The following is a 24447-nucleotide window of genomic DNA, read 5'->3' as shown; positions in this document are numbered from 1 at the left end:
ATGATGACGAACACGCGTTTATGAATAGTCCAGACTAGGTGCGCGAGGTGATGGCGCGGGCGGGATCGGCCTGGTCGATTGGCACGAGGATCACGATCTCGCCCTGATCGCCGACGCTGAAGGGATGCACGGACTGCGCGAGACGACTGCGCATCACCACCTGGATGCCCTCGCTCTCGAGGAGGCTGCGCACGACCATCGCCTCCAGCTGATTGGCGCAGCGGCACAGCTCGATGAAGCCGGACTCCGGCTCCGGCCGCCGCGTCCCGGGAAAGGGGATGACCTTGCCCCGCCGCCTCATCGCTGTGACCTGTACCACTCGTAGATGTCCTCGCCCGTGGTGAACCACACGCCTTTCTTCTTCCGCATGTAATCGTAGGCCGCCTCGAAGTACTTGATCCGGTGCGGCACGCCCGAGATGTACGGATGCACGGCAAGCGCCATCACCCGAGGATTCTTGGCGCCCTCGGTGTAGAGACGGTCGAACTGGTCCTTGACCCGCTGCAGCCACTCGGAGGAAGTGTGGTGCTGGATCACCATCATGGGGATGTCGTTGAGCTCTATCGAGTACGGCACGGAGACGAGCCGGCCCGCGCTCGTGCGGATCTCGTAGGGCTGGTCGTCATTGACCCAGTCGGAGACGTACTCGATGCCCTCGGCGGCCAGATGGTCGAGCGTCTCCCAGGTCTCGGTCAGGCCGGGGCCGAGCCAGCCTTTGGGCTTCTTGCCGGTGAACTTCGTCAGCATCTCCACCGATTGTCGTATCGCCGCGCGCTGATCGGGCAGGAGGTGCATGGCGCCCTGGATCACGCCATGGGCCATGAATTCCCACCCCGCCTCCAGCATGGCCCGCGCCACGGGCTCGTATGACTCGACGACATGGGCATTGATGGCGGTCGTCGCGCGCAGCTTGCGCTTGGCGAGCGCCTCGAGAAGCCGCCAGAAGCCCACCCGCATGCCGTAGTCGTGCCAGGCCCAGTTCGGCACGTCGGGCACGATGCTCACCCCCTGGGGCGCGGTCAGGTACTGACGGGCCATCGCCTTCTCGATGTCCCATTCCTCGACATTGACGATGGTCCAGACGGCAATGCGGGCGCCCTTGGGCAGTCTCCACGGCGGGCGGCTCACCATCGGCGAGTAGTCGAAGCGTTCGCGAGGCAGCTTCACGGCCTCCTCCTTCTCGGTAGGGCTCGGGCACTCGCGCCGCCGAACCTGGGCCCCGGTCGCCCTTGAGACTACCATCGCCCGGGCATTGAGAGTAGAATCCCGATCCGTGGCCCGCCCGCCCGGCATCGACGTCCACGCGCATTTCTTTCCCGAGACTTTCATCCGGCTCATCGAGGAAGCCGGCGCACCCTTCGGCGCCGGGATCGACCGCGGCAATCCCAAGGGGCCCGTGATCATGTTCGGCGCGTCGCGGACGGCGCCGCTCGAGCCGCGTTTCGTGGACCTGGACCTTCGCCTCCGATCGATGAATCACCAGGGCGTGGGCGTCCAGGCCCTCTCCCTCACCGTGCCGATGGTCTACTGGGCGGACGGCCCCATGGGCGCGCGCCTCTCGGCCACCTTCAACGACGCCGCGAGCGCCGCGCATGTGGCGCATCCCGACCGCTTCGTGGGCTGCGCCATGCTGCCCATGCAGGATCCGCCGCGCGCGCTCGAGGAACTCGAGCGGGCGGCCCAGCTCCCGGGCATCCGCGGCGTCTACATGGGCACCAATGTGGGCGGCCGCGAGCTGTCCGATGGGGAGTTCTTCCCCGTCTTCGAGCGCGCGGCGGCCCTCCGGCTGCCCGTGCTCCTTCATCCGCTTCGGGTCATCGGCGCCGAGCGCCTGCAGCCCTACTACCTGGGCAATCTCCTCGGGAATCCGTTCGACACCGCCATCGCAGCTGCCCACCTGGTCTTCGGCGGCGTGCTCGATCGGCTCCCCAAGCTCGAGGTCTGCCTCCCGCATGCGGGCGGGGCCCTCCCGTATCTGCACGGCCGGCTCCGTCACGGCCAGCGGGTGCGCCCGGAGGCCCAGAAGCGCGCGAAGAAGCCCTTCAGCTCCTACCTGCGCCGCTTCACCTACGACATCATCAGCCACGACGCGGGGGCCCTGCGGTACCTCGTGGCCACGGTGGGGGCGGACCGGGTGATGCTCGGCACCGATTTCTGCTTCGACATGGGCTATGAGCGGCCGCGTGCCATCATCGAGGCCAAGGCGACGGGGCTCAATCGAAAGGACCAGGATCGCGTCGTGCGCGACAATGCCGCCCGCCTGCTGCGCCTGAGGTAGCCAGGCCGCATGCGGGCGGACTTCTGGATCCTCCAGACCTTCAACGGCCTGTCGTACGGCGCTCTCCTCTTCCTCCTGGCCAGCGGGCTCTCCCTGATCTTCGGCGTCATGCGCGTGGTCAACATGGCGCACGGCTCGTATTTCCTCCTCGGCGGCTATATCGGGCTGACCGTCGTCCTCCGCACGCGCAGCTTCGTCATGGCCATGGTCGCGGGCACCGTGGCCATCGCGCTGGTGGGGATCGGCATGGAGCGTCTCTTTCTCCGCCGCCTGCGCGGCCAGGAGCTGGGGCAGGTGCTGATGACCGTCGGCTTCTCGCTGATCTTCCAGGATCTGGCCCTCTTGATCTGGGGCGGCGATCCCTACAATCTGCCCGTGCCCGCGGTGCTTGGCGGAGCGCTGCGGCTGGGCGGGATGGTGTTTCCCATCTACCGCTTCTTCATCATGGGCGTGGCGGTGGCCGTGGGCCTGGGGCTCTGGCTCCTCCTGGATCGGACGCGGATGGGCGCCATGATCCGCGCCGCCGTGGACGATGGCGAGATGGCGGAGGGCGTAGGCATCAATGTGCCCCGCATCTCTCTCGTGGTCTTCGGTCTGGGCGCCGCCCTGGCCGCCCTCGGCGGCGTGGTCGGCGCCGGCTTCCTCGGGGTGTACCCGGGCGCGGACTCCGAAGTGCTTCCCTATGCGTTCGTGGTGGTGATCGTCGGCGGGCTCGGGAGCCTGCCCGGCGCGATGGTGGGCAGCCTCGTCGTGGGTCTCCTCGACAATTTCGGGAAGGCGCTCTTTCCCGAGCTCGCCTACTTCACCCTCTTCGCTCCCATGGCGGTGATCCTGGCCCTCAGGCCGACCGGACTGTTTGGCCGCGCGTGATGGGCCGCGGGATGGATCTCGCGACGAGACAGCGGCGGGCGGTGCCGTGATCCGCCGGCGGGGTCTCATCGCCGCCGCGGCCATGGTGGGGCTCGGCATCATCGGGCCGTTCTTGCCGGCCTATCCGCTGACGCTCCTCACCCAGGCGCTCATCCTGGGCATCCTCGCCATGAGCCTGGATGTGCTGCTCGGCTACACGGGGATGCCGTCGCTCGGCCAGGCCGCCTACTTCGGCGTGGCCGCCTACGCGGTGGCCCTGCTCACCACCGAGCGCCAGGTCGGGCTCGTGGGCTGCGCGGCCGCCGGCATCGCCCTGGCCACCGTCACCGCCGCCGTCTTCGGGATCATCGCCATCCGTGCCAGGGGCACCTATTTCCTCATGATCACCCTCGCCCTCGGCATGGTGGTGTGGGGGCTGGCCTTCCGCTGGGTCTCGCTCACGAAGGGAGACAATGGTGTCTCTGGGGTGGCGCGGCCGGAGCTCGGCACGCTCAGCCTCGCCGCTCCGCTACCCTTCTTCTACTTCTCGCTGCTGTGCGCGGCGGCGGCCTTCGCCCTGCTGGGGCTCCTCGTCGTCTCGCCTTTCGGGCTCGGTCTCAAGGGGATACGGGGCAGCGAATCGCGCATGGAGGCCCTGGGCTACAACGTCTGGCTCCACAAGTACCTGGCCTTCGTCATCTCGGGCGCCTTCGCCGGCGCATCCGGCGTCCTCTGGGCTTACTACAACGGCTTCGTCGGGCCCACCGATGTCCAGCTCCTGACCTCCGTCGAGGCCTTGCTCATGGTCGCCCTGGGCGGTCCGGGCACTCTGGTCGGCCCCGCCATCGGCGCCGGCCTCATCGTGTTCCTCAAGAACTTCGTGAGCGTGTACACCAAGCGCTGGCTTCTCATTCTGGGGGCCGTGTATATCGGCGTCATTCTCTTCGCTCCGCACGGCGTGGTCGGCGCGCTCCGCGGCCGGCGGCGCTGAGCACAGGAGGCCTGACATGCTGATTCGCTCGATTGCCCTCATCGCGACCTTGCTCACCGCGCTCGCGGGCACGGCGCCCGCGCCGGCCGCCGCTCAGGGCGGGTCCATCAAGATCGGACTTCTGGCGCCGCTCACCGGCGCCGCCTCCGCTCTCGGCAAGGACATGCTCGGCGGCACCGAGCTCTACCTGGACGAGATCGGCCGGCAGGCCGCGGGGAGGAAGATCGAGCTCATTGTCGAGGACTCGGAAGGCGTCACCGCGACCGCGCTCACCAAGGCGCGCAAGCTCGTGGACCAGGACCACATCCACATCCTCACGGGAGGGCTCCTCGCCTCGACGGGCTATGCCATCCACCCCTTCGCGGACGCCGCGAAGATCCCCACCACGTATCCGGTCATGTCCTCCGACGACCTGACCCAGCGCAAGCCCGCGAAGTGGGTGGTGCGGACGGGCTGGAACAGCAGCCAGTCCATGCACGTCTTCGGGGAATGGGTGGCCAAGAACCTCAAGCACAAGAAGATCGCCGTGGTCGCCTTCGACTACGCGTTCGGCTGGGAGTCGGTGGGCGGCTTCCAGCGCACCTTCGAGGAGCAGGGCGGCCAGATCGTGCAGAAGATCTGGGTGCCCCTGAACACCACGGATTTCGCGCCGTTCCTCGCCCAGATCAAGCGGGACGCCGACGCGGTCTTCGCCGTCTTCTTCGGCCGCGGCTCGCTGCAGTTCGTGAAGCAGTACGCGGACTCGGGACTCAAGGCCAAGCTTCCCCTCCTCGGCAATGGCACTGTCACCGACGAGTCGGTGCTGCCGCAGATGGGTGACGAGGCGCTCGGCGTCCACACGGCCCTCCACTACTCGGCGGCTCTCGACAATCCCGCCAATCAGAGGTTCGCCAAGGCCTTCGAGGCCAAGATGGGCAAGGTGCCTTCCTACTATGGCGAGACTTGTTACACCAATGCCCGCTGGATCGTGGAGGCCATCAAGGCGATCAATGGCAAGGTCGAGGACCGCGAGGCCTTCCTGGCCGCCCTCAAGAAGGTCGAGCTGAAGGACTTCCCACGCGGCCCGGTGGTGATCGACCGCTGGGGCAATCCCGTCCAGAACATCTACGTGCGGAAGGTGGAGCGCGCGGGCGGCCAGCTCCAGAACAGCGTGGTCGTCACCTACCCGGCCGTGAGTCAGTTCTGGAAGTACAACCCCGACGAGTTCCTGAAGATGCCGCTCTACACGCGCGACTACCCTCCGTGCAAGTACTGCTAGTGGAAACATCTCCCCCTCACCCTGCCCTCTCCCCCTCGGCGGGGGAGAGGGTTTTTGGAATCCTCTTCTCTCTGCGTTTTGGATCCCTCTCCCCCGTGAGGGGGAGAGGGGAGGGTGAGGGGGTGGCTTAGTGAACCCCGACTTCGCACTCCGGCTCGACGGAGTCTCCAAGTACTTCGGGGGACTGCAGGCGGTGGGGGACGTGTCGCTCGCCGTCCGAGCGGGCGAGCGACGTGCCCTCATCGGACCGAATGGCGCGGGCAAGACGACGCTGTTCAATCTCATCTCCGGCTCGCTGCCCGTGAGCACGGGGGCCATCTCCTTCTTCGGGCGCGACGTCACGGGCATTCCCACGCATCGCCGCGCCGCGCAGGGTCTGGCCCGCACCTTCCAGATCACCAACCTCTTCGCCGACCTCACGGTGCTGGACAATTGCCTGCTCGCCATTCAGGCCGTGACGCGGGCGCGCTTCGCCATGCTGCGTCCTCTCACGGCCTTCCGGGACCTCCACGCCGCCGCCCTCGCCGCTCTCGAGGCGGTCGGTCTCGGCGCCGTCGGTGACGTGCCGGTCCGCAATCTCTCCCACGGCGAGCAGCGCCAGCTCGAGATCGCCCTGGCCCTGGCCGGGAAGCCCCGTCTGCTCCTGCTCGACGAGCCCACGGCCGGGCTCTCGCCGGCCGAGTCTCGCCTGATGGCCGACCTCCTCACGCGGCTCGATCCCGCCATCACCGTCCTCATGATCGAGCACGACATGGACATCGCCCTCGAGCTGTCGGCGCAGGTGACCGTGCTCCACTACGGCCGGGTGATTGCCGACGGCTCTCGCGAAGAGATCAGGGCCGATGCGCAGGTGCGAGAGATCTACCTCGGTGCCTGAGCCACGGCCCGCGTCGTCCGCCGTCCTCGAGGTGGAGGGCGTCCATACCTACTACGGAGAGAGCCACGTGCTCCAGGGCATCTCGCTCCGGGTGGGGGAGGGAGAGGTCCTGACCATCCTCGGCCGCAATGGGGCGGGCAAGACGACCCTGGTGCGCTCCATCATCGGCTTCACGCCCCCGCGGGAGGGTCATGTCCGTTTCAAGGGCCGCGACATCACGGAGTGGCCGTCATATCGGATGGTGGGGGCCGGGATGGCCCTGGTACCCCAGGGCCGGCGCGTTTTTCCCTCGCTCACCGTGCAGGAGAATCTCGAAGTCGCCCGGGCCGGCCAGGGGCGGTGGACCATCGAGCGCGTCCACACGCTCTTCCCGCGGCTCGCCGAGCGGGCGGGCAATCGAGCGAACAAGCTCTCGGGCGGCGAGCAGCAGATGCTCGCCATCGGGCGCGCCCTCATGACCAACCCCGAGCTGCTCCTCATGGACGAGCCCACCGAGGGCCTCGCCCCCCTCCTCGTGCGCGAGGTGGGGAGGGTCATCGGCGAGCTCAAGCGCGAGGGGCTGTCCATCCTGCTCGTGGAGCAGAATCTGCCCCTGGCCTTGTCCGTGGCCGACCGCACGCATATTCTCAGCCGGGGGCAGATCGTGCATTCCTGCCGGCCCGCGGAGCTTCTCGCCAACGAAGAGGTGAAGTCGCGATATCTTGGAGTGAGCTGAAAGCGAGGTCATCGGATGCGATTCGGCACCTTCTATTTCTTCCAGGCCGCCCCGGGGCAGAGTCACGCCGACATCATCCGGGGCGAGCTCGATCAGATCGTCTGGTCGGAGGAGCTGGGCTTCGACGAGATCTGGCTCACCGAGCACCATTTCATCAACTACGGGCTCTCCGTCGACCCCGCCGCCCTGGCCGCCGCCGCGGCCTCGCGCACCCGGCGTATCCGGATCGGTCTGGCCGCGGCCATCCTGCCCTTTCATCATCCCCTCCGCCTCGCCGAGCAGATGGCCCTCGTCGACATCATCTCGAATGGGCGGCTGGATGTGGGGGTGGGGCGTGGCAATCGCCCCATGGAGTTCCGCGGCTTCCACGTGCCGCAGGAGGAGAGCCGCGATCGTTTCGACGAGGCCGTGGAGATCCTGCGGCGCGCGTGGACGGAGGAGCGCTTCAGCTACGACGGGCGCTTCTTCAAGGTGCCCGAGGTGTCCGTGATTCCCAAGCCGGTGCAGCGTCCGCATCCGCCGCTCTATCAGGTGTGCGTCAGCAAGGATGGCATCGAGAACACGGCGCTGCATGGCTGGCCCATGCTCAACTCCGTCCTCTTCGGCCCCGTGGACCAGCTGATCGCCAACCGCGAGACCTATATCGACACGCTGAAGAAGGCGGGCCGCAGCGCGGAGGAGATCAAGAGTCTCCTCGCCCGCTGGGGCGTCTCGCGCCAGATCTACGTGGCGGAGACGGATGCCCGCGCCCTCGCCGAGGCCAAGGACGCCGAGCTCTGGTACCAGGAGTCGTTTCGCAAGTTCGTCGTGCCCGAACGCATCGAGGAGGCGCACCCGTCGCTCCAGCCGGGCTTCCGCGCCATGGCGGAGCGCTTGTCGAAGATCACCTGGGAAGGCCTGGTGGCCGAGACGCTCGCCTTCGGTTCGCCCGATACGGTGGCGCGGCACATCGAGGTCATGCGCGACCTCGGGGTGGGGCAAGTGATGTGCTGGATGAACTTCGGCGGCCTGGCTCAGGACAAGGTGCGCCGCTCCATGGAGCTCTTTGCCCGCGAGGTGATGCCGCGCTTCCGGTGACCTCCACGCGCTGACCCCGCTCGGGGTGCGCCTAGCATAGGCATTCCTCAGCGTGATTCGGCCACGGGCGTGCTCAGCGCCGTCACCACCACCGCGAGATCCTCTCCCCCGTGGCCCGCGGCCTGGGCGGCGGCATAGAGCCGCTCGGCCAGATCGGTGAAGGGGAGGGGAGCGCCCACGGCACTCGCGGCCTCCTGCATGAGGTGAATGTCCTTCATGAAGAGGTCGAGCTTCATCTGGGCGGGAAATTCACCGCGGACGATCATGGGACCCCGAACCTTGAGCATGCTGGAGGCGGCCGCGCTGGCATTGAGCACCTCGAGGGCGAGGTCGAGGTCGAGCCCGGCCTTGCGCGCGAGGGTGAGGGCCTCGGCGGCCGCCGCGCTATTGAGGGCCACGAGCAGATTGGCCACCAGCTTGAGCACCATGGCCTGACCCACCCGGCCCACGAGGACGGCGCGCGGCAGCACCGACTCGAGCACGGGCCGCCAGCGCTCGAAGAGCGCGCGATCCCCGCCCACGAAGAAGATGCCATCGCCCCGCTCGACCATGCTGCTCGTCCCGCTGACGGGACAGTCGAGGAATCCGAGACCGCGGGCCGTCACCTCGCGGGCGAGGCGTTCGGTCAAGGTGGGGGAGATGGTGCTCATCTGGATGACGGCGAGGTCTGGGCGCGCGCCCGCGAGGATGCCGTCGGCGCCGAGGATGACCGCCTCCGCGGTGGCGAGCGAGGGCAGCAGCGTGCAGACCGCCTCGACGGACTGGGCGACGGCGGCAGCCGAGGGAGCGGACTTGCCGCCCATGGCGGTGAGGGCGGAGATGCGGTCCGGCACGACGTCGAAGCCGACGACCGCGTGCCCGGCCTTGATCAGTCGTGAGGCGATGGCGTGACCAAGGAGACCGAGGCCGACGATGCCGATGGTGGACATGTGACTTATTCCCTCACCTTGCCAGTGATTGGCTCGCCTCGCTCACACCATGACCTGGCCGCCATTGACGTCGAGAGTGGCGCCGTTGATGAAGGCCGCCGCGTCGGAGGCGAGAAAGACCACGGCCTCGGCGATCTCCTCGGGTTGGCCGAGCCGTCTCACGGGGATTGCCTCGGCGACACGCCGCGTCTCCTCCGGGGTGCGCGCGTTGAGCACGCGCTCGGTGGCGGTGGTCCCGGGAGCCACCGCGTTGACCGTGATGCCGTCGCCCCCGACCTCGAGGGCCAGATGGCGCGTGAAGCCGATGACGCCGGCCTTGGCGGCCGCGTAGTGAGAGGTGACGCGCACCGCTCCCGCCCGGCCGACCACGGAGGCGAGGTTCACGATGCGGCCGTAGCGCTGCCGTTTCATGATGGGGAGCACGGCCTTGGCGCAGAGGAAGACGCTCGTGAGGTTCGAGGCGAGAATGGCCTGCCACTCGTCTTCCGTGATCTCTTCCGTGGCGCGGATGACCGCGAAGCCACCCGCGTTGTTCACGAGCGCGTCCACACGGCTCCAGCGGGCCATGACGGCATCGAGCGCGCGCGCGATCTCCGCCGATCGGGTCACATCCGCCCGAAAGGCCATGGCCTCGGCGCCGCTTCCCCGGAGCTTGTCCGCCACCGCCTCCACGCCGCCGCCATCGAGATCGAGGACGGCGACGCGGGCACCTTCGCGCGCGCAAGCGTCCGCGATGGCTGCGCCGATGCCCTTGGCCGCGCCCGTGACGATCACAACCTTGCCGTCGAGCCGCATGGCGTTCTCCCGTCCCCTCGGAATGGCACGTCTGCCTGGGAGCGATAGCATACCCGGAGCGGCGATGCTAGTCTTGGGCGCCTGCGGCGGGACGTCCGGAGATGAGGCCCGCAAGGGGATGGAGAGAATATCGACATGGCGAAGGCAACGAAGCTTCGGTATCCGTGCCGCACGTGGTCAGTGCTGGCGTTCCTTCTCGCCATGCTGGCAGGTCCCATCGAGCACGGCGCCGCCCAGGCTCCTGCGCCTGCCCGAGAAGCGGAGCAGCGCGATATGCGGCTCGTCGGCCACGATGATCTGCAGGGCCGCTCGGCCTACCAGCCCGTGATCCATCATCAGGGGAGCCGCTGGATCGCCTATGTCGGCCATCACGGCGGGCTGAGGTCGAATCCCCTCACGGGGCAGATGGAGCGGAGCGGCACCTCCGTCGTGGATGTGACGGATCCGCGCCGCCCGCGCTATCTCCATCACATTCCGGGCGCCCCGGGGGAAGCCGAGGCCGGTGGCGCCCAGATGGTGCGGCTCTGCGATGGCGCGTCGCTGCCGCGAGGGACGCGGGGCAAGACCTATCTCCTTCGCACTCTTGGCAATCTCGCCCACGAGGTGTGGGACGTCAGCGACAGCGCCAAGCCTGCGCTGCTCACCACGGTGATCTCAGGGCTCAACGCCACTCACAAGAACTGGTGGGAGTGTGAGACGGGCATCGCCTATCTCGTCTCGGACGGACGGCCCGCGGGCTGGCGGACCCATCGCATGACGAAGATCTACGACCTCTCCGATCCCGCGCAGCCACGCTTCATCCGCGACTTCGGGCTTGTGGGCCAGGAGCCGGGCTCGACGGGCCCGGCGCCCGAGGGCGTGCACGGGCCCATCGCCTACAAGAACCGCGTCTACTTCGCGTATGGTACGGGCTCCGAAGGCGTCCTGCAGATCGTGGATCGCGAGAAGCTGCTGGCCGGTGACCCAAGCGCCGCGGACCGCTTTGCTCCCACTCCCGCGAGTCTGCTCTACCCGCAGGTGGGACGCCTCGACATGTCGCCCGCCTGGGGCGGGCACACGAGCTACCCCATCCTGGGCATGCCCATCCCCGACTGGTCGGCGAATGCCAAGGGGCAGACACGTGACTTCCTGCTCCTCGTCTCCGAGTCACTCCGCAACGAGTGCCAGGAGTTCCGGCAGCTCTCCTTCATGGTCGACATCACCACGGAAGCGAAGCCGTTCTCCGTCTCGACCTTCCAGGTGCCCGCCTCCCCCGGTGACTTCTGCAGCCGCGGCGGGCGCTTCGGCCCCCATTCGAGCCACGAATCGTTCACGCCCATCTACTATGGCCGTCTCGTCTTCATCGCCTACTTCAATGCGGGCGTGCGCGCCGTCGACATCCGCGACCCGTTCAATCCCCGGGAAACCGCGTATTTCATCCCCGCCGTCACCGCCAAGACGGACAAGCGCTGCCTCAAGGTCAACGGCGCCGACCGCTGCAAGGTGGCCATCCAGACGAACAACGTCGAGGTGGACGACCGCGGGCTCATCTATCTGGCCGACCGCGCGGATGCGGGGCTGCACATCGTCGAGCTCACGGGCGCCGCGCGCGCCATCGGGCGCAAGCCTTAGGGGAGGAGTATGGGCCGCTTCGTCGATCTCTCCGTCACGGTGGACTCGAGCACCATGAGCCCGCCCTCGACCAACATGCGGCTCGAGGTGACGCCGCACCGGCGGGGACCGGGCTTCTGGCAGGTCTCGAGCGTGCACCAGAGCCTCCACACGGGCGCGCACATCGATTCGCCTCTTCACGTGTTCAAGAACGGCATCACCACCGCCGAGATCACCCTCGACCAGGTGCTGGGCGAGGCCCTCGTGGTGGATCTGTCCTGGGTGGGCGCCAATCACGCGATCACCATCGACGACCTCAAGAAGGCCGGGGCGGGCGACGTCAAGCGCGGCGATATCGTGCTGCTGCGCACGGACTGGACGGACAAGATGTACGGCACCTGGCCCGACTACTTCACACAGTCGCCATACTTTCCCCCCGAGTCCGCCCAGTGGCTGGTGGACCGCGGCCCCAAGAATATCGGCTTCGACTTCTTCGAGGAGTACTGCGCGCGGCTGCCCGACTTCGGCTCGGAGGATTTTGCCATGCACCGGGTCATCCTTGGCGCGGGCGTGGTCATCATGGAAGGGCTGACCAATCTCGGCGCGCTCCCGCGCCGCCGCGTCGACTTCGCCGCGCCCTTCTACAAGATCGCGGGCACCGAGGGCGCCCCCGCCCGCTTCTTCGCCACGGTGTGACGCTGATCGCTACCCTTTCACGCAGACGAGCTGACGAAGCGTGTGAACGATCTCGACCAAGTCCTTCTGCGCCTCCATCACCGCCTCGATGGACTTGTAGGCGCCGGGAGTCTCGTCAATGACCCCATGATCTTTGCGGCACTCGATGCCGGCCGTGGCTGTCGCGTGGTCCGCGACCGTGAAGCGCCGCTTGGCCTCGGACCTCGACATCGCTCGCCCCGCCCCGTGGCTACAGCTGTGAAAGCTCTCCGGGTTTCCCTTGCCGCGCACGATGTATGAGCGCGTCCCCATGCTACCCGGGATGATGCCGAGATCGCCCAGCTTGGCCCTGACCGCTCCCTTCCGCGTCAGCAGCACGTCCTTTCCGTAGTGGTGCTCGCGAGCGACGTAGTTATGGTGGCAGTTGACCGCCTCCATCCCTGCGGCAAAGGGCGGAATTCCCGCCACCGAGCCTACCGCGGCGATGATCGCATTCATCATGAGACGGCGGTTGGTGAGGGCAAACGTCTGCGCCCACTCGACCGCCTCGACATATTCCGTGAAGTGATCGGTCCCTTCGGAAAGGTAGGCGAGGTCCTCGTCCGGCAGGTTGGCGATCAACTTGCGCATGTCCTTTTTCGCCAGCTCGATGAAGTAGGTGCCGATCCTGTTTCCGACCCCGCGGGAGCCGCTATGGAGCAGAAACCACACACGATCACCTTCATCGAGGCATACCTCGATGAAGTGGTTCCCGGTGCCGAGCGTGCCGAGGTGGGTCTGGTGGTTCGAGTGCTCGATCGCCGGATGCTTTGCCACGATCGAATCAAAGCCGGGCTTCAGCTCGTCCCAGGCCTTCACGGCGGCCGGAGGCGGAGTGCCCCACGACCCCTTGTCCCGCCGGCCGGGCGTGCGACCGTGGGGCACGGCGGCCTCGATGGCGGAGCGCATGGCCCGGAGGTCATCTGGGAGGTCGCGTGCCGTCAATGTCGTCTCGGTCGCCATCATGCCGCAACCGATATCGACACCCACGGCCGCGGGAATGATGGCGCCGACCGTGGGGATGACGCAGCCCACGGTCGCCCCGATACCCCAGTGAACATCGGGCATGACCGCGACCCACTGATGAATGAACGGCATGCGCGCCACGTTGGCGAGCTGCTTTGCCGCAACGTCCTCGATGGGAACGCCGCGTGTCCAGGCCTTGATGGGGACGCCGCCCTCGGGATGAATCACGTCGTACGAGCGCTCGCTGGTTATGGTCTTCTCCCTCATTGGGACGCCGGATACTCAGGCCTGAGCTACAGGAAGGCTCTCTCCAGTGAAGTTACGAACTGAACGCCTGGAACAATCTTTTGACTCAGACGTTCGTCGTTCGTGATGAAGAGATCAACTCGAGCTTGCGAAGCACAGGCGAGCTGGATGGCGTCAGGCGGGCGGATGGCACGATCAATTCGGATCGCCGCGTAGACCCCTGCTGCGGATCGATCGAACGGGACGATGGTTGCACCGGTGACGATGGCCTGCTCGTACGTCTCTCGGAGTGTGTCATCTTGCATCTCCATCGGTCTAACGAGTACCTCCCCCAGGGTCAGGGTCGAGGTATAGAGTTGGTCTCCGCGGACGAGCATGCGCTCTCGAAGCCGCGTCACGCGGTCTGCACGTTCTCCCGAGCCCTCGATGAGATAGATGAAGAGGTTTGTATCCCAGAAGACGCGGCTCATGCCCAGCGTTCCCGGAGGCGGAGCACATAGTCGTCCGGATCTTCACCGGCCCAGATGTGCTTCCCCACGCCTCGCAACTGCAAAATCGGGTCGGCCGTTCCATGTTCCGTCGTCTCCGGAGCGTACTCAGAGCGGTACCAGTCGAGAAGGTACCGGTACTCTCGTGGCAGATCTTCGATCTCGGGAACAATCTTGGCGCCTCGACGGTCTGGATGATAGGGATCGCCTGGGCGGAACAGTCGCCTCGTCTTGCCGATCGCGTACAGCATGCGATACCGGCCCGGGTCCGGTGGCTTGTTCGCCACGCAGTGTTGCACCGCATGCTGATAGACCGCAGGTCTCACCTTGTCCGGGGCCGCCTCCTCTGCCGCGCGCATCAGAATCTCCCTTGGAGTGAAGGTCGCGCGCTCGGGATGCTCTCGATGGAGAAGCGCCGTTGCGACCCAGACCTCGTCTGCGGCTTTCATGCTGGTCTTTCGTAGCCCTTTCATAGCACCTCCCCGGTCCGACAAGATACATATACTACAATGTAGTATTTGTTGTCAAGTAGATCGCCCGACTGACCTAGAGGATGGTCTTTTCCGTGAGATCATCCAGCCCGAGCACGGATCGGAATGGTTGGGACCATCATCGCGGGCGACGACGAAGCGGAGCGGCAGGCCGCGCTCGCCTTCGACCTGCTCCGCCTCGAGCCCGGCTTTCTGGAAGACCCGTTCCCGATCTATCACCGGCTGCGGCGATGGGATCCGGTGCACCGCTGCCCCGACGGCTCCTATTTCCTGACGCGCTACGACGATGTCGCCGCTGTCTACCGTGACCATGCCCGGCTCTCCTCCGACAAGCAGGTCGAGTTCAAGCCGAAGTTCGGCGACGCCCCGCTCTTCGAGCACCACACGACGAGCCTGGTCTTCCGCGATCCGCCCGACCATACGCGTCTCCGCCGCCTCTTCGCCGCCGCCTTCACTCCCAAGGCCCTGGCCGCGCTGCTGCCCCGCGTCGTCCGCCTGGTCGATGGCATGCTCGACCGCGCGGAGAGGCAGGGCGGAATGGACCTCATCGCCGACTATGCCTTCGCCCTGCCCGTGGAGCTGATCGGCGACATGCTGGGCGTACCGCGGGCCGACCGTCCTCGGTTGCGCGACTGGTCGCTGGCCATCCTGGGCGCGCTGGAGCCCGTGCCCGGGCCCGAACGGCTGGACAGGGGCAATCGCGCCGTGGAGGAATTCAAGACCTTCCTGCGCGCGCTCTGCGAGGACCGGCGGCACCATCCGCCCCTCGATGACGACGGCGAGGTGCTGAGCAAGCTCATGGCCGCCGAGGACGAGCAGGGAGCCTTGACCGAGATTGAACTCTTGCACCAGTGCATCTTCCTCTTGAACGCGGGGCACGAGACGACGACCAATCTGATCGGCAATGGCGTGCATGCGCTGCTCGAGCATCCCGGCGAGCTCCGGCGGCTGCAAGACGATCCCTCGCTGATCGAGACGGCCGTGGAGGAGTTCCTGCGCTACGAGAGCTCCAATCAGCTGGGCAATCGCCGCGCCCTCGCCGACGTCGAGATCGGAGGCGTGGCCATGCCGGCCGGCACCCTCATCACGCTCTGCATCGGCGCGGCCAACCGGGACCCCGCCCAGTTCCCGGAGCCGGACCGCCTCGACATCACGCGGGCGCCCAACCGGCATCTCGCCTTCGCGACGGGCATCCATGCCTGCGCGGGGATGTGGCTGGCGCGCATGGAGGGGCAAGTTGCCATCGGTCGGCTGGTGCGCCGCTTCCCGAAGATTCGGTCGGCGGGGCCCGTGGTGCGCGGAGGGCGCGCCAGATTTCGCGGGCTGGCGCAGTTCCCGGTGGCCGTGTAGGCTTCCTCCAGGAGGACACAGCCGTGGAGAAATTCGAATACTTCAGCGGGGTCCCCGAAGTGGGCATCGTCCCCCGGGCGCCGCATGCCGGCCCGCTCCTCCGCCATGTCTACGAGCAGGAGCTGGGACGCGGCGGCTTCGCGGGCAAGGTGACGCACACCTATCATCTCTACCCGCCCAACAATTGGCTGCCCGACGAGACCTTGACGCTCGAGGGCGGCACGTGGGCGCCCCACTGGGATTCGCCGCTCCGTGACGTGGGGGGCACGCATCACGCGCTCGGCACCATCGAGCCTGCGGCCACGGGCGACGTCTATCAGGGCATGGCGAGGCTGATCGCCAACGCCACGGTGGCCATGAACGTGACGGCGCCCGGGGCGTCCATGGACTACTTCTTCGAGCATCATGGCGCCACCCTCATCTTTTTCATCCATCAGGGCTCGGGGACGCTGGAGACCCTCCTGGGTCCCATCGCGTATCGTCGCGGGGATTTCCTCATCGTGCCGAAGGGGCTGACGCACCGCTTCGAGCTGGGTCCCGGTCCGCACTACTACTGGGTCTACGAGAGCTTCACGGGGGACCCGGAAAAGGCCGAGGCCGTGACCACCGGCCAGTTCCTGACGCATAGCCGGAGCGACTACAAGTTCCCCCGCTCGCTCGAGACGCGCAACGAGGCGGGGCGCTTCGAGATCGTGTCCAAGGTGGGCGGGAGCTACACGCGGCGCGTGCACCCGACGCACCCCTTCGACGTGGTCGGCTGGCGCGGCACGTATCTGCCCTACCGCTTCGCGGTGGAAGACGTCCGTCCCCTGGTGGCGGACCGCTCGCACGTGCCGCCCTCGGGGCATACCGTGTTCATCCTGCCCGGCTGCTACATCTGCGTCTTCACCGTGCGCTCCGCGGAGAAGGAAGGGCTGTGGGTACCTTTCTTCCACAAGAACCTGGACTACTGCGAGACGCTCGGCTATCACTCCGGCCAGTTCTTCAGCCGGGGGGGCGTCTTCACCGAAGGCATGGTTTCCGTCCACCCGGTGGGGTTGCCTCATGGCCCGCATCCCACCGCCCTCAAGGCCCTGCTCGACGGCAAGCGCCCGGAGCGCTTCGAGGAAGTGGGAATCATGGCCGACTTCGCGAACCCTGCTCAGATCTCCGATTTCGCGCGGGGGATCTCGCGCCCCGACTACATGAAGACCTGGTCGGGCTATGTGTCCGACCCGCGCTTCCAGCACAGCCCGACGCGCCTCGGAGAAGTCCAGGCGGCCGCCGAGAGCGTGGCCGACGTGCGCGACGTGCTCAGGCCCAAGGGCTCGGAGGGCGAGGCAGGCTCGCTCTGACCATGGCCTGCGGCGAAGCCCGCGCTCTCGAGGTCAACGGGCTTCGCCTCAGGCTCTGGGAGTGGGGCGGCTCCGGCGCGCCCGCTCTTCTCCTTCACTCGCTGGCCGCTCACAGCCACTGGTGGGACTGGACGGCGCCGCTCCTCGCCACCCGCTTCTCGGTGATGGCGCTCGATCTTCGCGGCCATGGCGAAAGCGGCTGGGCCGAGCCGGCCGCGTATCACGCCTCCGACTATGCCGGCGACATCGTGCCCGTGCTCGACCACCTTGGCTGGGAGGCGCCGCTCGTCATCGGGCATTCGCTGGGTGGCTATGTCGGCGCCTGGCTGGCCGCCCATCACACCGACAGGGTGGGCGCCCTCGTCATCGCCGATACCATGACCCAGTGGTCGGAAGACGAGACGGCCTGGGCGCTCAGACAGTCCGAGCGACCCGGTCCAGAGTTCGCCAATCCTGTCGAAGCGGGCGCCCGTTACCGACTGTCGCCCCCCGAGACCGCGGCCACCGCGGAGCGTTTGCGCCACCTCGGCGAGGCCGCCGTGGTCGAGCGTGCCGCCGGAGTCTGGCAGTATGCCTTCGATCGCAAGGTGTTTGCCCAGGCAAGACCCGACGCCTGGTCCATCCTGCCCAAGATCGCCTGTCCCACGCTGGTCGTGCGCGGCGAAGGCAGCGGGATCATGGACCGCGCCGCGATGCTTCGTGTCGCCACTACCGTGCAGCGCGGTCAGTTCGCCGAGCTCAAGGGCGCCTGGCATCATCTCGTCCTCGACGATCCTGCCCGCTTCGTCTCCCTGGTGACGGACTGGATCGAGCGGGCCAAGCCGGCGGCCGCCGCCCGCCGTGTGTAGTGGGTCAGTTTGAGCCGCTTGAAGAGGAGGTCGACGTGAACCCTGCCATGACGACGCGCGACGCGAACCTCCCCGCCGAATATTCGGCGGGGCTCGACCGACTCGCCCTCGCCCCGCTGTGGACCGCCCTTCACGTCCTGCTGCCACAGGAGCGCGTGACAGAGGCGGTACCCCATCGCTGGCGTTGGGCCGAGATGCGCGGACCGCTTCTCGAGGCCGCGCGTCTCGTCCCGCTCGATCAGGCCGAGCGTCGCGTTCTCGTTCTCCGCAATCCAGGGCTCGGTGGCGCCTACGCGGTGACGGCAACGCTCTTCGCCGGGCTGCAGATCATCCTGCCGGGGGAGGCGGCCCCGAGCCATCACCATACTCCGGCAGCCCTCCGGCTCATCGTCGAGGGCCGGGGGGCCTTCACCACCGTGGACGGCATCAAGTGCGCGATGGAGCCGGGTGACCTCATCATCACGCCGCCCATGCGCTGGCACGATCATGGCCACGAGGGAAGCGAGCCCGTGATCTGGCTCGACGGTCTCGACATCCCGCTGGTGAGGAGCTTCGAGGCGGCCTGGGCATCCAAGATGCGGCCGGCTGTCGTCCCGGCGACGGCGACTGACTCCTCGCAGGACGAGTTCACCGCCGCGGGCGTGTTGCCGCGCGCCTCTCGCTACGAGGACACGGGCTACCCGCAGGTGCGCTGGCCGTGGACCACCGTGCGCCGGGCCCTCGAGGCCATGGCGGCCGCCGCTCCCGCTGATCAGCCCATCGTGCTCCGCTACGTCAATCCGCAGACCGGCACCTTCCCGCTCCGCACCATCGGCTGCGAGGCCCAGTGGCTTCGGCCGGGCGAAGCGACCCGCGCCGAGCGCCGCACGGGCAGCGGGGTCTACCACGTGATCGAAGGGCACGGGGAAAGTCGCATCGGCGACGAGACCCTCACCTGGGAGCAGGGCGACTGTGTGGTGGCGCCGCCGTGGCACTGGATCCACCACAAGAACCTCTCGCCATCGGCGCCGGCCTGTCTCTTCCACTTCAATGACGAGCCGGCGCTCCGGTCGCTGGGGCTCTGGCAGGAGGAGGTCCGCGCATGACGAGGACGGCACGGGTCGCCGCGGCCCTACTGGCGGGAGCGTGGCTGGCGGCCCCCGGTCCCGCGCCCGCTCAGGAGATAAAGCTCAAGCTCTCGCACTTCCTCCCCGCGGCTCACAACCACCATGCCAACGTGATCGTGCCGTGGGTGGAAGAGGTCAAGAAGAAGACCAATGGGCGAGTGGAGATCACCGTCTTTCCGGGCGCATCGCTGTGCAAGCCGCCCCAGCAATACGACTGCGCCAAGTCCGGCATCGCCGACATGGCCTGGGGCGTGACGGGGTGGACCCCAGGACGATTTCCCCTGTCGAGCGTCATCGAGCTGCCCTACATGCACCGGACGGCCGCGGTGGGCTCGCAGATGCTGGCCGATCTCTGGCCGAAATACCTCGCCAAGGAGTACGACGACGTCTACGTGCTGTACATGCACGTGCATCCGGCCGGGCACATCCACACTCACTCCAAGCTCGTCCGCACGCTCGACGACTTCAAAGGAATGAAGATCCGGACGCCCACGGCCGTGGTGGGCGACATCCTGGACACCCTGGGCGCCACCAAGGTCGGCATGCCCGCCACCCAGATCTACGAGGCCATGTCCAACAAGGTGGTGGATGGCTTCGGCATGCCCTTCGAGGCCCTGCCGCCCTTCAAGCTCATCGAGGTGTCGAGGTACCACACCGAGGTGGGCATGTACAGCACCGCCTTCGCCATGTTCATGAACAAGGCCAAGCTCGACGCGCTGCCCCCCGACGTGAAGAAGGTCCTCATCGAGACCACCTCCGCGCAGAGCGGGTACTGGCGCAAGGTCGGCGAGTCCTGGGACAAGGCCGAGATCGTCGGCCGCAAAGCCGTGGTCGACCAGAAGGGCGAGATCTACACCTTGCCCAAGGACGAGCGCAAGCGCTGGCGCGACGCGGTGAAGACGCTCGATGAGAAGTGGATGGCCGAGCTCGAGGCCAAGAAGCTGCCCGGCAAGGCGCTGCTCCAGGAGGCCCGCGCGCTCTCCACCAAGTACGGCGAGGCCGAGTAGCGGCATTCCGTTCGTGTCCCCGCGGGCTCCACGATGGTAGCCGCGCTCCTGACGGTCGAGCGGGTCGCCCTGACGTGGAGCCGCCGCCTGGCCCTGGCCGGCGGCTGGGTCCTGCTCGCCCTCTCCGTCGTCACCGTTCTCGACGCGCTCTTGCGCAAGCTCCTCAACCGGCCCATTCAGGGCACCTTCGAGGCCACGGAGCTGCTGCTCGCCGTCGTCATCTTCTCGGCCATGGCGTATACCGTTCTCACCGACGGCCACGTCGTGCTCGATCTGTTCACCAACCGCCTGTCCGCCCGGGCGCAGTCCATCGTCATCGGGCTGAACGCCCTCTTCATCGCCGCCGTTCTGGCCATCCTGGCCTATGAGCTGGGCGTGCTCGCCGCCGAGTACGGCCGGACGGCGCGGACGACCATCACCATGCGGATTCCCGTGTTCCCCGTGGCCGCGGTCGTGGTGGCCAGCGCCTGGCTCGCGGCGCTCGGCGCGCTGATTCAGGCCCTGGCGGCTTTTGCCCGGGCGGCCCTGCCCAGAGCCGGCAGGGCCTCGGACCGAAGGGCATGAGCGTCATTGCCGTCACGGCCTTGATCTTCGTGCTGCTCATGGCCCTGATCCTGGTCAGGACGCCCATCGCGGTGGCCATGGCTGTGGCCGGGGTGCTCGGCACCGTGGTCATCAGCGGCTGGTCCACCGCGCTCGCCACCATCCGTCAGGGGCCCTTCGAGCGCGCGACGTCGTACACGCTGGTGGTGATCCCGCTCTTCGTGCTGATGGGCTATCTCTCCTCGCAGGCCGGGCTCAGCCGGAGTCTCTTCCAGGCCGCCAATGTATGGCTCGGACATCTGCGCGGGGGGCTGGCCATGGCCACCGTGGTGGGCTGCGCCGGCTTCGGGGCCATCTGTGGCTCCTCGCTCGCCACGGGGGCGACCATGGCCACCGTTTCCCTGCCGGAGATGCGCCGTTACAAGTACGCCGACAGTCTCGCCACGGGTTCGGTGGCCGCGGGCGGTACCCTCGGCATCATGATCCCCCCGAGCATCATCTTCGTCCTCTACGGGATCATGACCGAGCAATCCATCGGCAAGCTCTTGCTGGCTGGCGTGGTACCGGGCATCGTGGAGACGGCGCTCTTCTGCGTGGCCATCGCCATCGAGACGGCGATCTATCCGGCCCTGGGGGCACCGGGCCCGCGCGCGACCGTCCGCGAGCGCCTCCTCGCTGTCCGTGACGTGTGGGAAGTGCTGGTGCTCTTCCTGATCGTGATCGGGGGTCTCTATGCGGGGCTGGCCACCCCCGTCGAGTCGGCGGCTTTCGGATGTGTGGGTGCGCTCTGCTTCGGCGTGGTCAAGCGGACGCTGATCTGGACCGGGCTCCTCCGCGCTCTCGACGAGACGGTCCGCACCACGGCGATGATCTTCCTCATCATCATCGGGGCCGACCTCTTCGGCTACTTCATGGCCCTGTCCCAGACTCCGCTGGCCCTGGCCGCCTGGCTGGTGTCCTTGAAGGTGGGCCCCGTGGTGGTCATCTGGATCATCATCGTGGTGTATCTGGTCCTCGGCTGCTTGATGGACGAGCTGGCCATGATCCTGCTCACCGTCCCGATCTTCTTTCCCGTGGTGATGGCGCTCGGCTTCGATCCGATCTGGTTCGGCGTGATGATCGTGGCCGTGGTTCAGTTCGGGCTCATCGCTCCCCCCGTGGCCCTGAACGTCTTCGTCATCGCCGGCATCGCGAAGGACGTGCCCATCGCCACGATCTTCCGGGGCATCATGCCGTTCCTCGCCGCCATGCTCGTCCTCATGATCCTGCTCACGGCTTGGCCCGACCTCGCCCTCATCCTCCCCCGTCACATGAAGTAGCGCGCATCACGTGTCCTTGGTGAGCGCCCAGGTGCCCCCGCCCAGGAAGAACTGGGCGATGGTGGCGACGAGGACCACCATGGCGTACTCGTAGCCGACCACATGGGCCTTGCCGCGAGAGGTCTCCGTGATGGCGGCGCGGAGGAAGAACCCGTCATTGAGCTGAATGAGAAGTACGACCACGAGCATGGGTGGGACATTGACGAGGGCCGCCCAGCGCGTCCACAAGCCCAGCACGAGCATGACCCCGCCCAGGAGCTGCGCGGCGAGCAGGTAGAAGACGAGGGCGTCGGCGCCCGGTAGCCCCAGCTCCTTGTTGATCATGGCCACCATGGCATCCGGCGTCACTTCGAAATAGGCGTGATATGCGTGGGCGATGTAGACGACGCCCAGCAGGACGCGGAGGATCGTGGCGCCGAAGGGGCTCAAGATCGTCTCTCGCTGAAATACTACAGCCCCGTCATCGGCGGCCCGGCGAGAATTCTAGCCGGCCAGGTCCCGCGCGGTGGGCAGCCCGGGGAGGGCCGTGGCGCAGAGTACGGCTCGCGCGATGGCCTGCGCCACGGCGGCGGCGGCGGCGGCGCCCACGGCCGTCGGGTCCGCCGGCTGTGCGCCCATCGAGAGGCAGAAGAGGCAGTCACCGTCCGTGTCGAGGTGCGGCGGCGACAGCGCGCGCCCGAACCCTTCGAGCCCGAGGCGCGCCACGCGCGCCGCTTCCGCCTTGTCGAGGCGGGCCCCGGTCGCGACCACGCCGATGGTGGTATGGGTGGGGCGGAAGCGCGGCGGCGGTGCCCCCGCGGCCAGCGCGGCCGCCGTGTCCACGAGCTGCCGGCCATCGGGAGCGTCGCGGGCGCCGGCCAGGAGCCGCCCCGTCGCGGGGTCGCGCACATCTCCGGCGGCATTGACGACCATGAGCGCGGCCGTGACGATTCCATTCCGCTCCACGCTGGCCACGCCCAGTCCGCCCCGCATGGCCCGCTCGATACCGTAGAGCTTGCCCACGGTGGCACCCGTGCCCGCGCCCACGCTGCCCTCGGCGATGGGGCTCGCGATGGACGCGGCGGCGGCGGCATAGCCCATGGCCCGGTCGGGCCTCGCGCGATGGTCGCCCACCGAGAGATCGAAGATGATGGCCCCCGCCACGTGCGGGACCACGGTCCGGGACACCGCGAAGCCGCGCCCGCGCTCCTCCAGCCACTGCATCACGCCCCAGATGGCCTCGAGGCCGTAGGCGCTGCCGCCGGCCAGCACCACCGCGTCCACCGCGGGCACGAGGTGGCGCGGGTCGAGAAACTCGAGCCCGTGCACCGCGGCCGCCCTTCCCGCGATCTCGAGGGCCCCTGTGGCGGGACGGTCGGGCATGATGACGGTGCAACCGGTGAGCCCGCGGTTGTCGGTGACATGGCCCACGCTCAGGCCGGGAATCACGCTTGCCACTCTAGCAAAGTCCGGGCGCCAACCTCGGGGCGACCCGCGAGGCTACGACATTCTGGGTACTGGGCCAAGTTGCGAGCCAGATCAACTCAGCCCTCGCCTCGGGCTAGCGACCTCAGCTCGAACGGCCACGCCCGAGGGAGCCAGCTTTGCCTACGTACCTGTATGTACGTTGAGCGTCGCGGGCGACCGAGAACGTGGCCGTTCGAGCTGAGCAGCGCAGCTGCGAGGCGAGGGCTGAGTTAGTATGGCGAAGCAACTTGGCCCAGTACCAAATTCTGGCGGGCAGTGACCCTGCGGTGCTACGCTCGGACCACATGCGCAGGGGAGACGCCCCAGACGATGAGCAGGCCGATCATCGGGAGCGCCACCGGCCGCCGCGTCGGCCATGGTTTCTCATCGCCGCCTGCTTCACCCTGGTCGTGCTCTCCGCCGTGCTGTGGGTCAAGTGGTCGGACAATCGGCGGGAGGCGGCCCGTCTCCAGCGAGAGCTGACGCGCGTCTATCGGGAGGCGGAAGATCTACGCATGCAGGCCGCCCTCGGCCAGGAGCGCATCGCGCGGCTCGAGCGGGAGCTGCGCGCGCTCAAAGCCGAAAGTCAGGCCAAGCAGGCAGATGACAAGAAGGGCGGACGGACGGCGCCTCGGCGCTAGCGCTCCGACGCCCGAGGAGATCGCATGGAATTGATCAGTCGCATCCTCGACGGCTCCATCCCGCAGGATCTCAAGGACGCGCTCCGCCGGGCCGAGCCCGCCGGACCCCGCATGAGTCGCGACGAGAAGGTCGCCCATCTGGAGGAGGTACCGCTCTTCGCCGACTGCAGCCAGAAGCAGCTCCGCTCGGTCTCCGACATCTCGCGCGTGGTCGAGGTGCCGACGGGCACCTCGCTGACGCGGGCCGGACAGCCGGGCGACGAGTTCTTCGTGCTCGTCGACGGCACCGCCGCGGTCGAGAAGCCGGGCAAGAGGAGGAACTTCCTCAAGCCCGGCGACTTCTTCGGGGAGATGAGCCTGCTCGATGGCGGCCCGCGCTCGGTCACCGTGCGCGCGGCCACTCCGCTGCGGGTGCTCGTCATAGACCGGAAGAACTTTCAGGTCCTGCTGCGCGACGTGCCCGATCTGACCTACAAGCTTCTTGTCACCCTCTCGAAGCGGATCAGGATGCTCGAGCAGGCGGAGAACACCTAATCCAGGTTTAGCAGTCCCCGAAAAACTCGCAGGCGGCTCAAAAAGGTCCAGATGC

The 24447-nt window shown here is 67.6% G+C and carries 27 protein-coding genes; 18 read left to right on the top strand and 9 right to left on the bottom strand.

Going from position 1 to position 24447, the window contains the following annotated elements:
- Nucleotides 1–34: 34 nt before the first annotated feature.
- Both VGT00_06470 and VGT00_06465 read right to left on the bottom strand, forming a co-directional pair.
- Entirely contained in the window at nt 35–301 is a 267-nt protein-coding gene (locus VGT00_06470) for a DUF2007 domain-containing protein (protein HEV8531042.1), read from the bottom strand.
- The gene (locus VGT00_06465; protein HEV8531041.1) at nt 298–1167 is read right to left on the bottom strand and encodes a polysaccharide deacetylase family protein; all 870 of its coding nucleotides are present in this window, start codon (nt 1165–1167) and stop codon (nt 298–300) included. Before VGT00_06465 ends, VGT00_06470 begins: the two co-directional genes overlap by 4 nt.
- A gap of 106 nt (nt 1168–1273) precedes the next feature.
- Between VGT00_06465 and VGT00_06460 the strand changes: the two genes are divergently transcribed.
- The 7 genes from VGT00_06460 (at nt 1274) to VGT00_06430 (ending at nt 8045) form a co-directional block, all read left to right on the top strand.
- Nucleotides 1274–2278 carry an amidohydrolase family protein gene (locus VGT00_06460; protein ID HEV8531040.1) on the top strand — a complete coding sequence of 335 codons (1005 nt, stop codon included), beginning with the start codon at nt 1274–1276 and terminating at the stop codon, nt 2276–2278.
- A 9-nt stretch (nt 2279–2287) separates the two neighbouring features.
- Nucleotides 2288–3148: a branched-chain amino acid ABC transporter permease gene (locus VGT00_06455; GenBank protein ID HEV8531039.1), complete on the top strand. Its 861-nt coding sequence runs from the start codon at nt 2288–2290 to the stop codon at nt 3146–3148.
- 46 nt (nt 3149–3194) lie between these two features.
- The gene (locus VGT00_06450; protein ID HEV8531038.1) at nt 3195–4118 is read left to right on the top strand and encodes a branched-chain amino acid ABC transporter permease; all 924 of its coding nucleotides are present in this window, start codon (nt 3195–3197) and stop codon (nt 4116–4118) included.
- A gap of 16 nt (nt 4119–4134) precedes the next feature.
- The gene (locus VGT00_06445; GenBank protein HEV8531037.1) at nt 4135–5376 is read left to right on the top strand and encodes an ABC transporter substrate-binding protein; all 1242 of its coding nucleotides are present in this window, start codon (nt 4135–4137) and stop codon (nt 5374–5376) included.
- A gap of 130 nt (nt 5377–5506) precedes the next feature.
- Nucleotides 5507–6253, top strand: coding sequence for an ABC transporter ATP-binding protein (locus tag VGT00_06440; GenBank protein HEV8531036.1), 747 nt, complete (start codon nt 5507–5509; stop codon nt 6251–6253).
- Nucleotides 6246–6968 carry an ABC transporter ATP-binding protein gene (locus VGT00_06435; protein HEV8531035.1) on the top strand — a complete coding sequence of 241 codons (723 nt, stop codon included), beginning with the start codon at nt 6246–6248 and terminating at the stop codon, nt 6966–6968. The genes VGT00_06440 and VGT00_06435 overlap by 8 nt, the downstream gene beginning before the upstream one ends.
- 15 nt (nt 6969–6983) lie before the next feature.
- Nucleotides 6984–8045 carry an LLM class flavin-dependent oxidoreductase gene (locus VGT00_06430; GenBank protein HEV8531034.1) on the top strand — a complete coding sequence of 354 codons (1062 nt, stop codon included), beginning with the start codon at nt 6984–6986 and terminating at the stop codon, nt 8043–8045.
- Between the two features lie 47 nt (nt 8046–8092).
- Here the strand turns inward: VGT00_06430 and VGT00_06425 are convergent, their stop codons facing one another.
- Both VGT00_06425 and VGT00_06420 read right to left on the bottom strand, forming a co-directional pair.
- Nucleotides 8093–8974: an NAD(P)-dependent oxidoreductase gene (locus tag VGT00_06425; GenBank protein ID HEV8531033.1), complete on the bottom strand. Its 882-nt coding sequence runs from the start codon at nt 8972–8974 to the stop codon at nt 8093–8095.
- A gap of 42 nt (nt 8975–9016) precedes the next feature.
- Nucleotides 9017–9769 (bottom strand): SDR family NAD(P)-dependent oxidoreductase, encoded by a 753-nt coding sequence (locus VGT00_06420; protein ID HEV8531032.1) that lies wholly within the window; start codon nt 9767–9769, stop codon nt 9017–9019.
- A 135-nt stretch (nt 9770–9904) separates the two neighbouring features.
- Here VGT00_06420 and VGT00_06415 point away from each other — a divergent pair, with 135 nt between their 5' ends.
- Both VGT00_06415 and VGT00_06410 read left to right on the top strand, forming a co-directional pair.
- Nucleotides 9905–11380, top strand: a complete 1476-nt coding sequence (locus VGT00_06415; protein HEV8531031.1) for a hypothetical protein — start codon at nt 9905–9907, stop codon at nt 11378–11380.
- Nucleotides 11381–11389: 9 nt separating this feature from the next.
- The gene (locus VGT00_06410) at nt 11390–12055 is read left to right on the top strand and encodes a cyclase family protein (GenBank protein ID HEV8531030.1); all 666 of its coding nucleotides are present in this window, start codon (nt 11390–11392) and stop codon (nt 12053–12055) included.
- A 9-nt stretch (nt 12056–12064) separates the two neighbouring features.
- On the opposite strand, the gene VGT00_06405 is transcribed toward VGT00_06410, so the two are convergent.
- The 3 genes from VGT00_06405 to VGT00_06395 are packed head-to-tail and all read right to left on the bottom strand — an operon-like array spanning nt 12065 to nt 14222.
- On the bottom strand, nt 12065–13306 hold the full coding sequence (locus VGT00_06405) for an RtcB family protein (GenBank protein HEV8531029.1): 1242 nt from the start codon (nt 13304–13306) through the stop codon (nt 12065–12067).
- 26 nt (nt 13307–13332) lie between these two features.
- Entirely contained in the window at nt 13333–13755 is a 423-nt protein-coding gene (locus VGT00_06400) for a PIN domain-containing protein (GenBank protein HEV8531028.1), read from the bottom strand.
- On the bottom strand, nt 13752–14222 hold the full coding sequence (locus tag VGT00_06395) for a hypothetical protein (GenBank protein ID HEV8531027.1): 471 nt from the start codon (nt 14220–14222) through the stop codon (nt 13752–13754). Before VGT00_06395 ends, VGT00_06400 begins: the two co-directional genes overlap by 4 nt.
- Before the next feature lie 147 nt (nt 14223–14369).
- Between VGT00_06395 and VGT00_06390 the strand changes: the two genes are divergently transcribed.
- From VGT00_06390 to VGT00_06360, 7 genes are read left to right on the top strand one after another with little or no spacing between them, the layout of a single operon-like run.
- Nucleotides 14370–15614, top strand: coding sequence for a cytochrome P450 (locus VGT00_06390; protein HEV8531026.1), 1245 nt, complete (start codon nt 14370–14372; stop codon nt 15612–15614).
- A 23-nt stretch (nt 15615–15637) separates the two neighbouring features.
- A complete protein-coding gene (locus VGT00_06385; GenBank protein HEV8531025.1) occupies nt 15638–16948 on the top strand; it encodes a homogentisate 1,2-dioxygenase in 1311 nt (436 codons plus the stop codon).
- Nucleotides 16949–16950: 2 nt separating this feature from the next.
- Entirely contained in the window at nt 16951–17796 is an 846-nt protein-coding gene (locus VGT00_06380; protein HEV8531024.1) for an alpha/beta hydrolase, read from the top strand.
- 35 nt (nt 17797–17831) lie between these two features.
- Nucleotides 17832–18881, top strand: a complete 1050-nt coding sequence (locus tag VGT00_06375; protein ID HEV8531023.1) for a cupin domain-containing protein — start codon at nt 17832–17834, stop codon at nt 18879–18881.
- Nucleotides 18878–19909 (top strand): TRAP transporter substrate-binding protein, encoded by a 1032-nt coding sequence (locus tag VGT00_06370; protein HEV8531022.1) that lies wholly within the window; start codon nt 18878–18880, stop codon nt 19907–19909. The genes VGT00_06375 and VGT00_06370 overlap by 4 nt, the downstream gene beginning before the upstream one ends.
- Nucleotides 19910–19942: 33 nt before the next feature.
- Nucleotides 19943–20473: a TRAP transporter small permease subunit gene (locus VGT00_06365; protein ID HEV8531021.1), complete on the top strand. Its 531-nt coding sequence runs from the start codon at nt 19943–19945 to the stop codon at nt 20471–20473.
- Complete coding sequence (locus VGT00_06360; protein ID HEV8531020.1) at nt 20470–21771, top strand: TRAP transporter large permease; 1302 nt, start codon at nt 20470–20472, stop codon at nt 21769–21771. The genes VGT00_06365 and VGT00_06360 overlap by 4 nt, the downstream gene beginning before the upstream one ends.
- Nucleotides 21772–21777: 6 nt before the next feature.
- Here VGT00_06360 and VGT00_06355 read toward each other — a convergent pair whose 3' ends face one another.
- Together VGT00_06355 and VGT00_06350 are read right to left on the bottom strand one after the other, a co-directional pair.
- On the bottom strand, nt 21778–22200 hold the full coding sequence (locus tag VGT00_06355) for a DoxX family protein (protein ID HEV8531019.1): 423 nt from the start codon (nt 22198–22200) through the stop codon (nt 21778–21780).
- A 54-nt stretch (nt 22201–22254) separates the two neighbouring features.
- Complete coding sequence (locus tag VGT00_06350) at nt 22255–23199, bottom strand: P1 family peptidase (GenBank protein ID HEV8531018.1); 945 nt, start codon at nt 23197–23199, stop codon at nt 22255–22257.
- A 323-nt stretch (nt 23200–23522) separates the two neighbouring features.
- On the opposite strand from VGT00_06350, the gene VGT00_06345 reads away from it, so the two are divergent.
- Nucleotides 23523–23858 carry a hypothetical protein gene (locus VGT00_06345; GenBank protein HEV8531017.1) on the top strand — a complete coding sequence of 112 codons (336 nt, stop codon included), beginning with the start codon at nt 23523–23525 and terminating at the stop codon, nt 23856–23858.
- A gap of 24 nt (nt 23859–23882) precedes the next feature.
- Nucleotides 23883–24392 (top strand): cyclic nucleotide-binding domain-containing protein, encoded by a 510-nt coding sequence (locus VGT00_06340; GenBank protein ID HEV8531016.1) that lies wholly within the window; start codon nt 23883–23885, stop codon nt 24390–24392.
- Nucleotides 24393–24447 lie beyond the last annotated feature (55 nt).

The organism is Candidatus Methylomirabilota bacterium, assembly GCA_036002485.1.
Taxonomy (GTDB): Bacteria; Methylomirabilota; Methylomirabilia; order Rokubacteriales; family CSP1-6; genus AR37.
The sequence above is the reverse complement of the archived record's forward strand: the minus strand, read 5'-3'. Positions and strand labels throughout refer to the sequence as shown.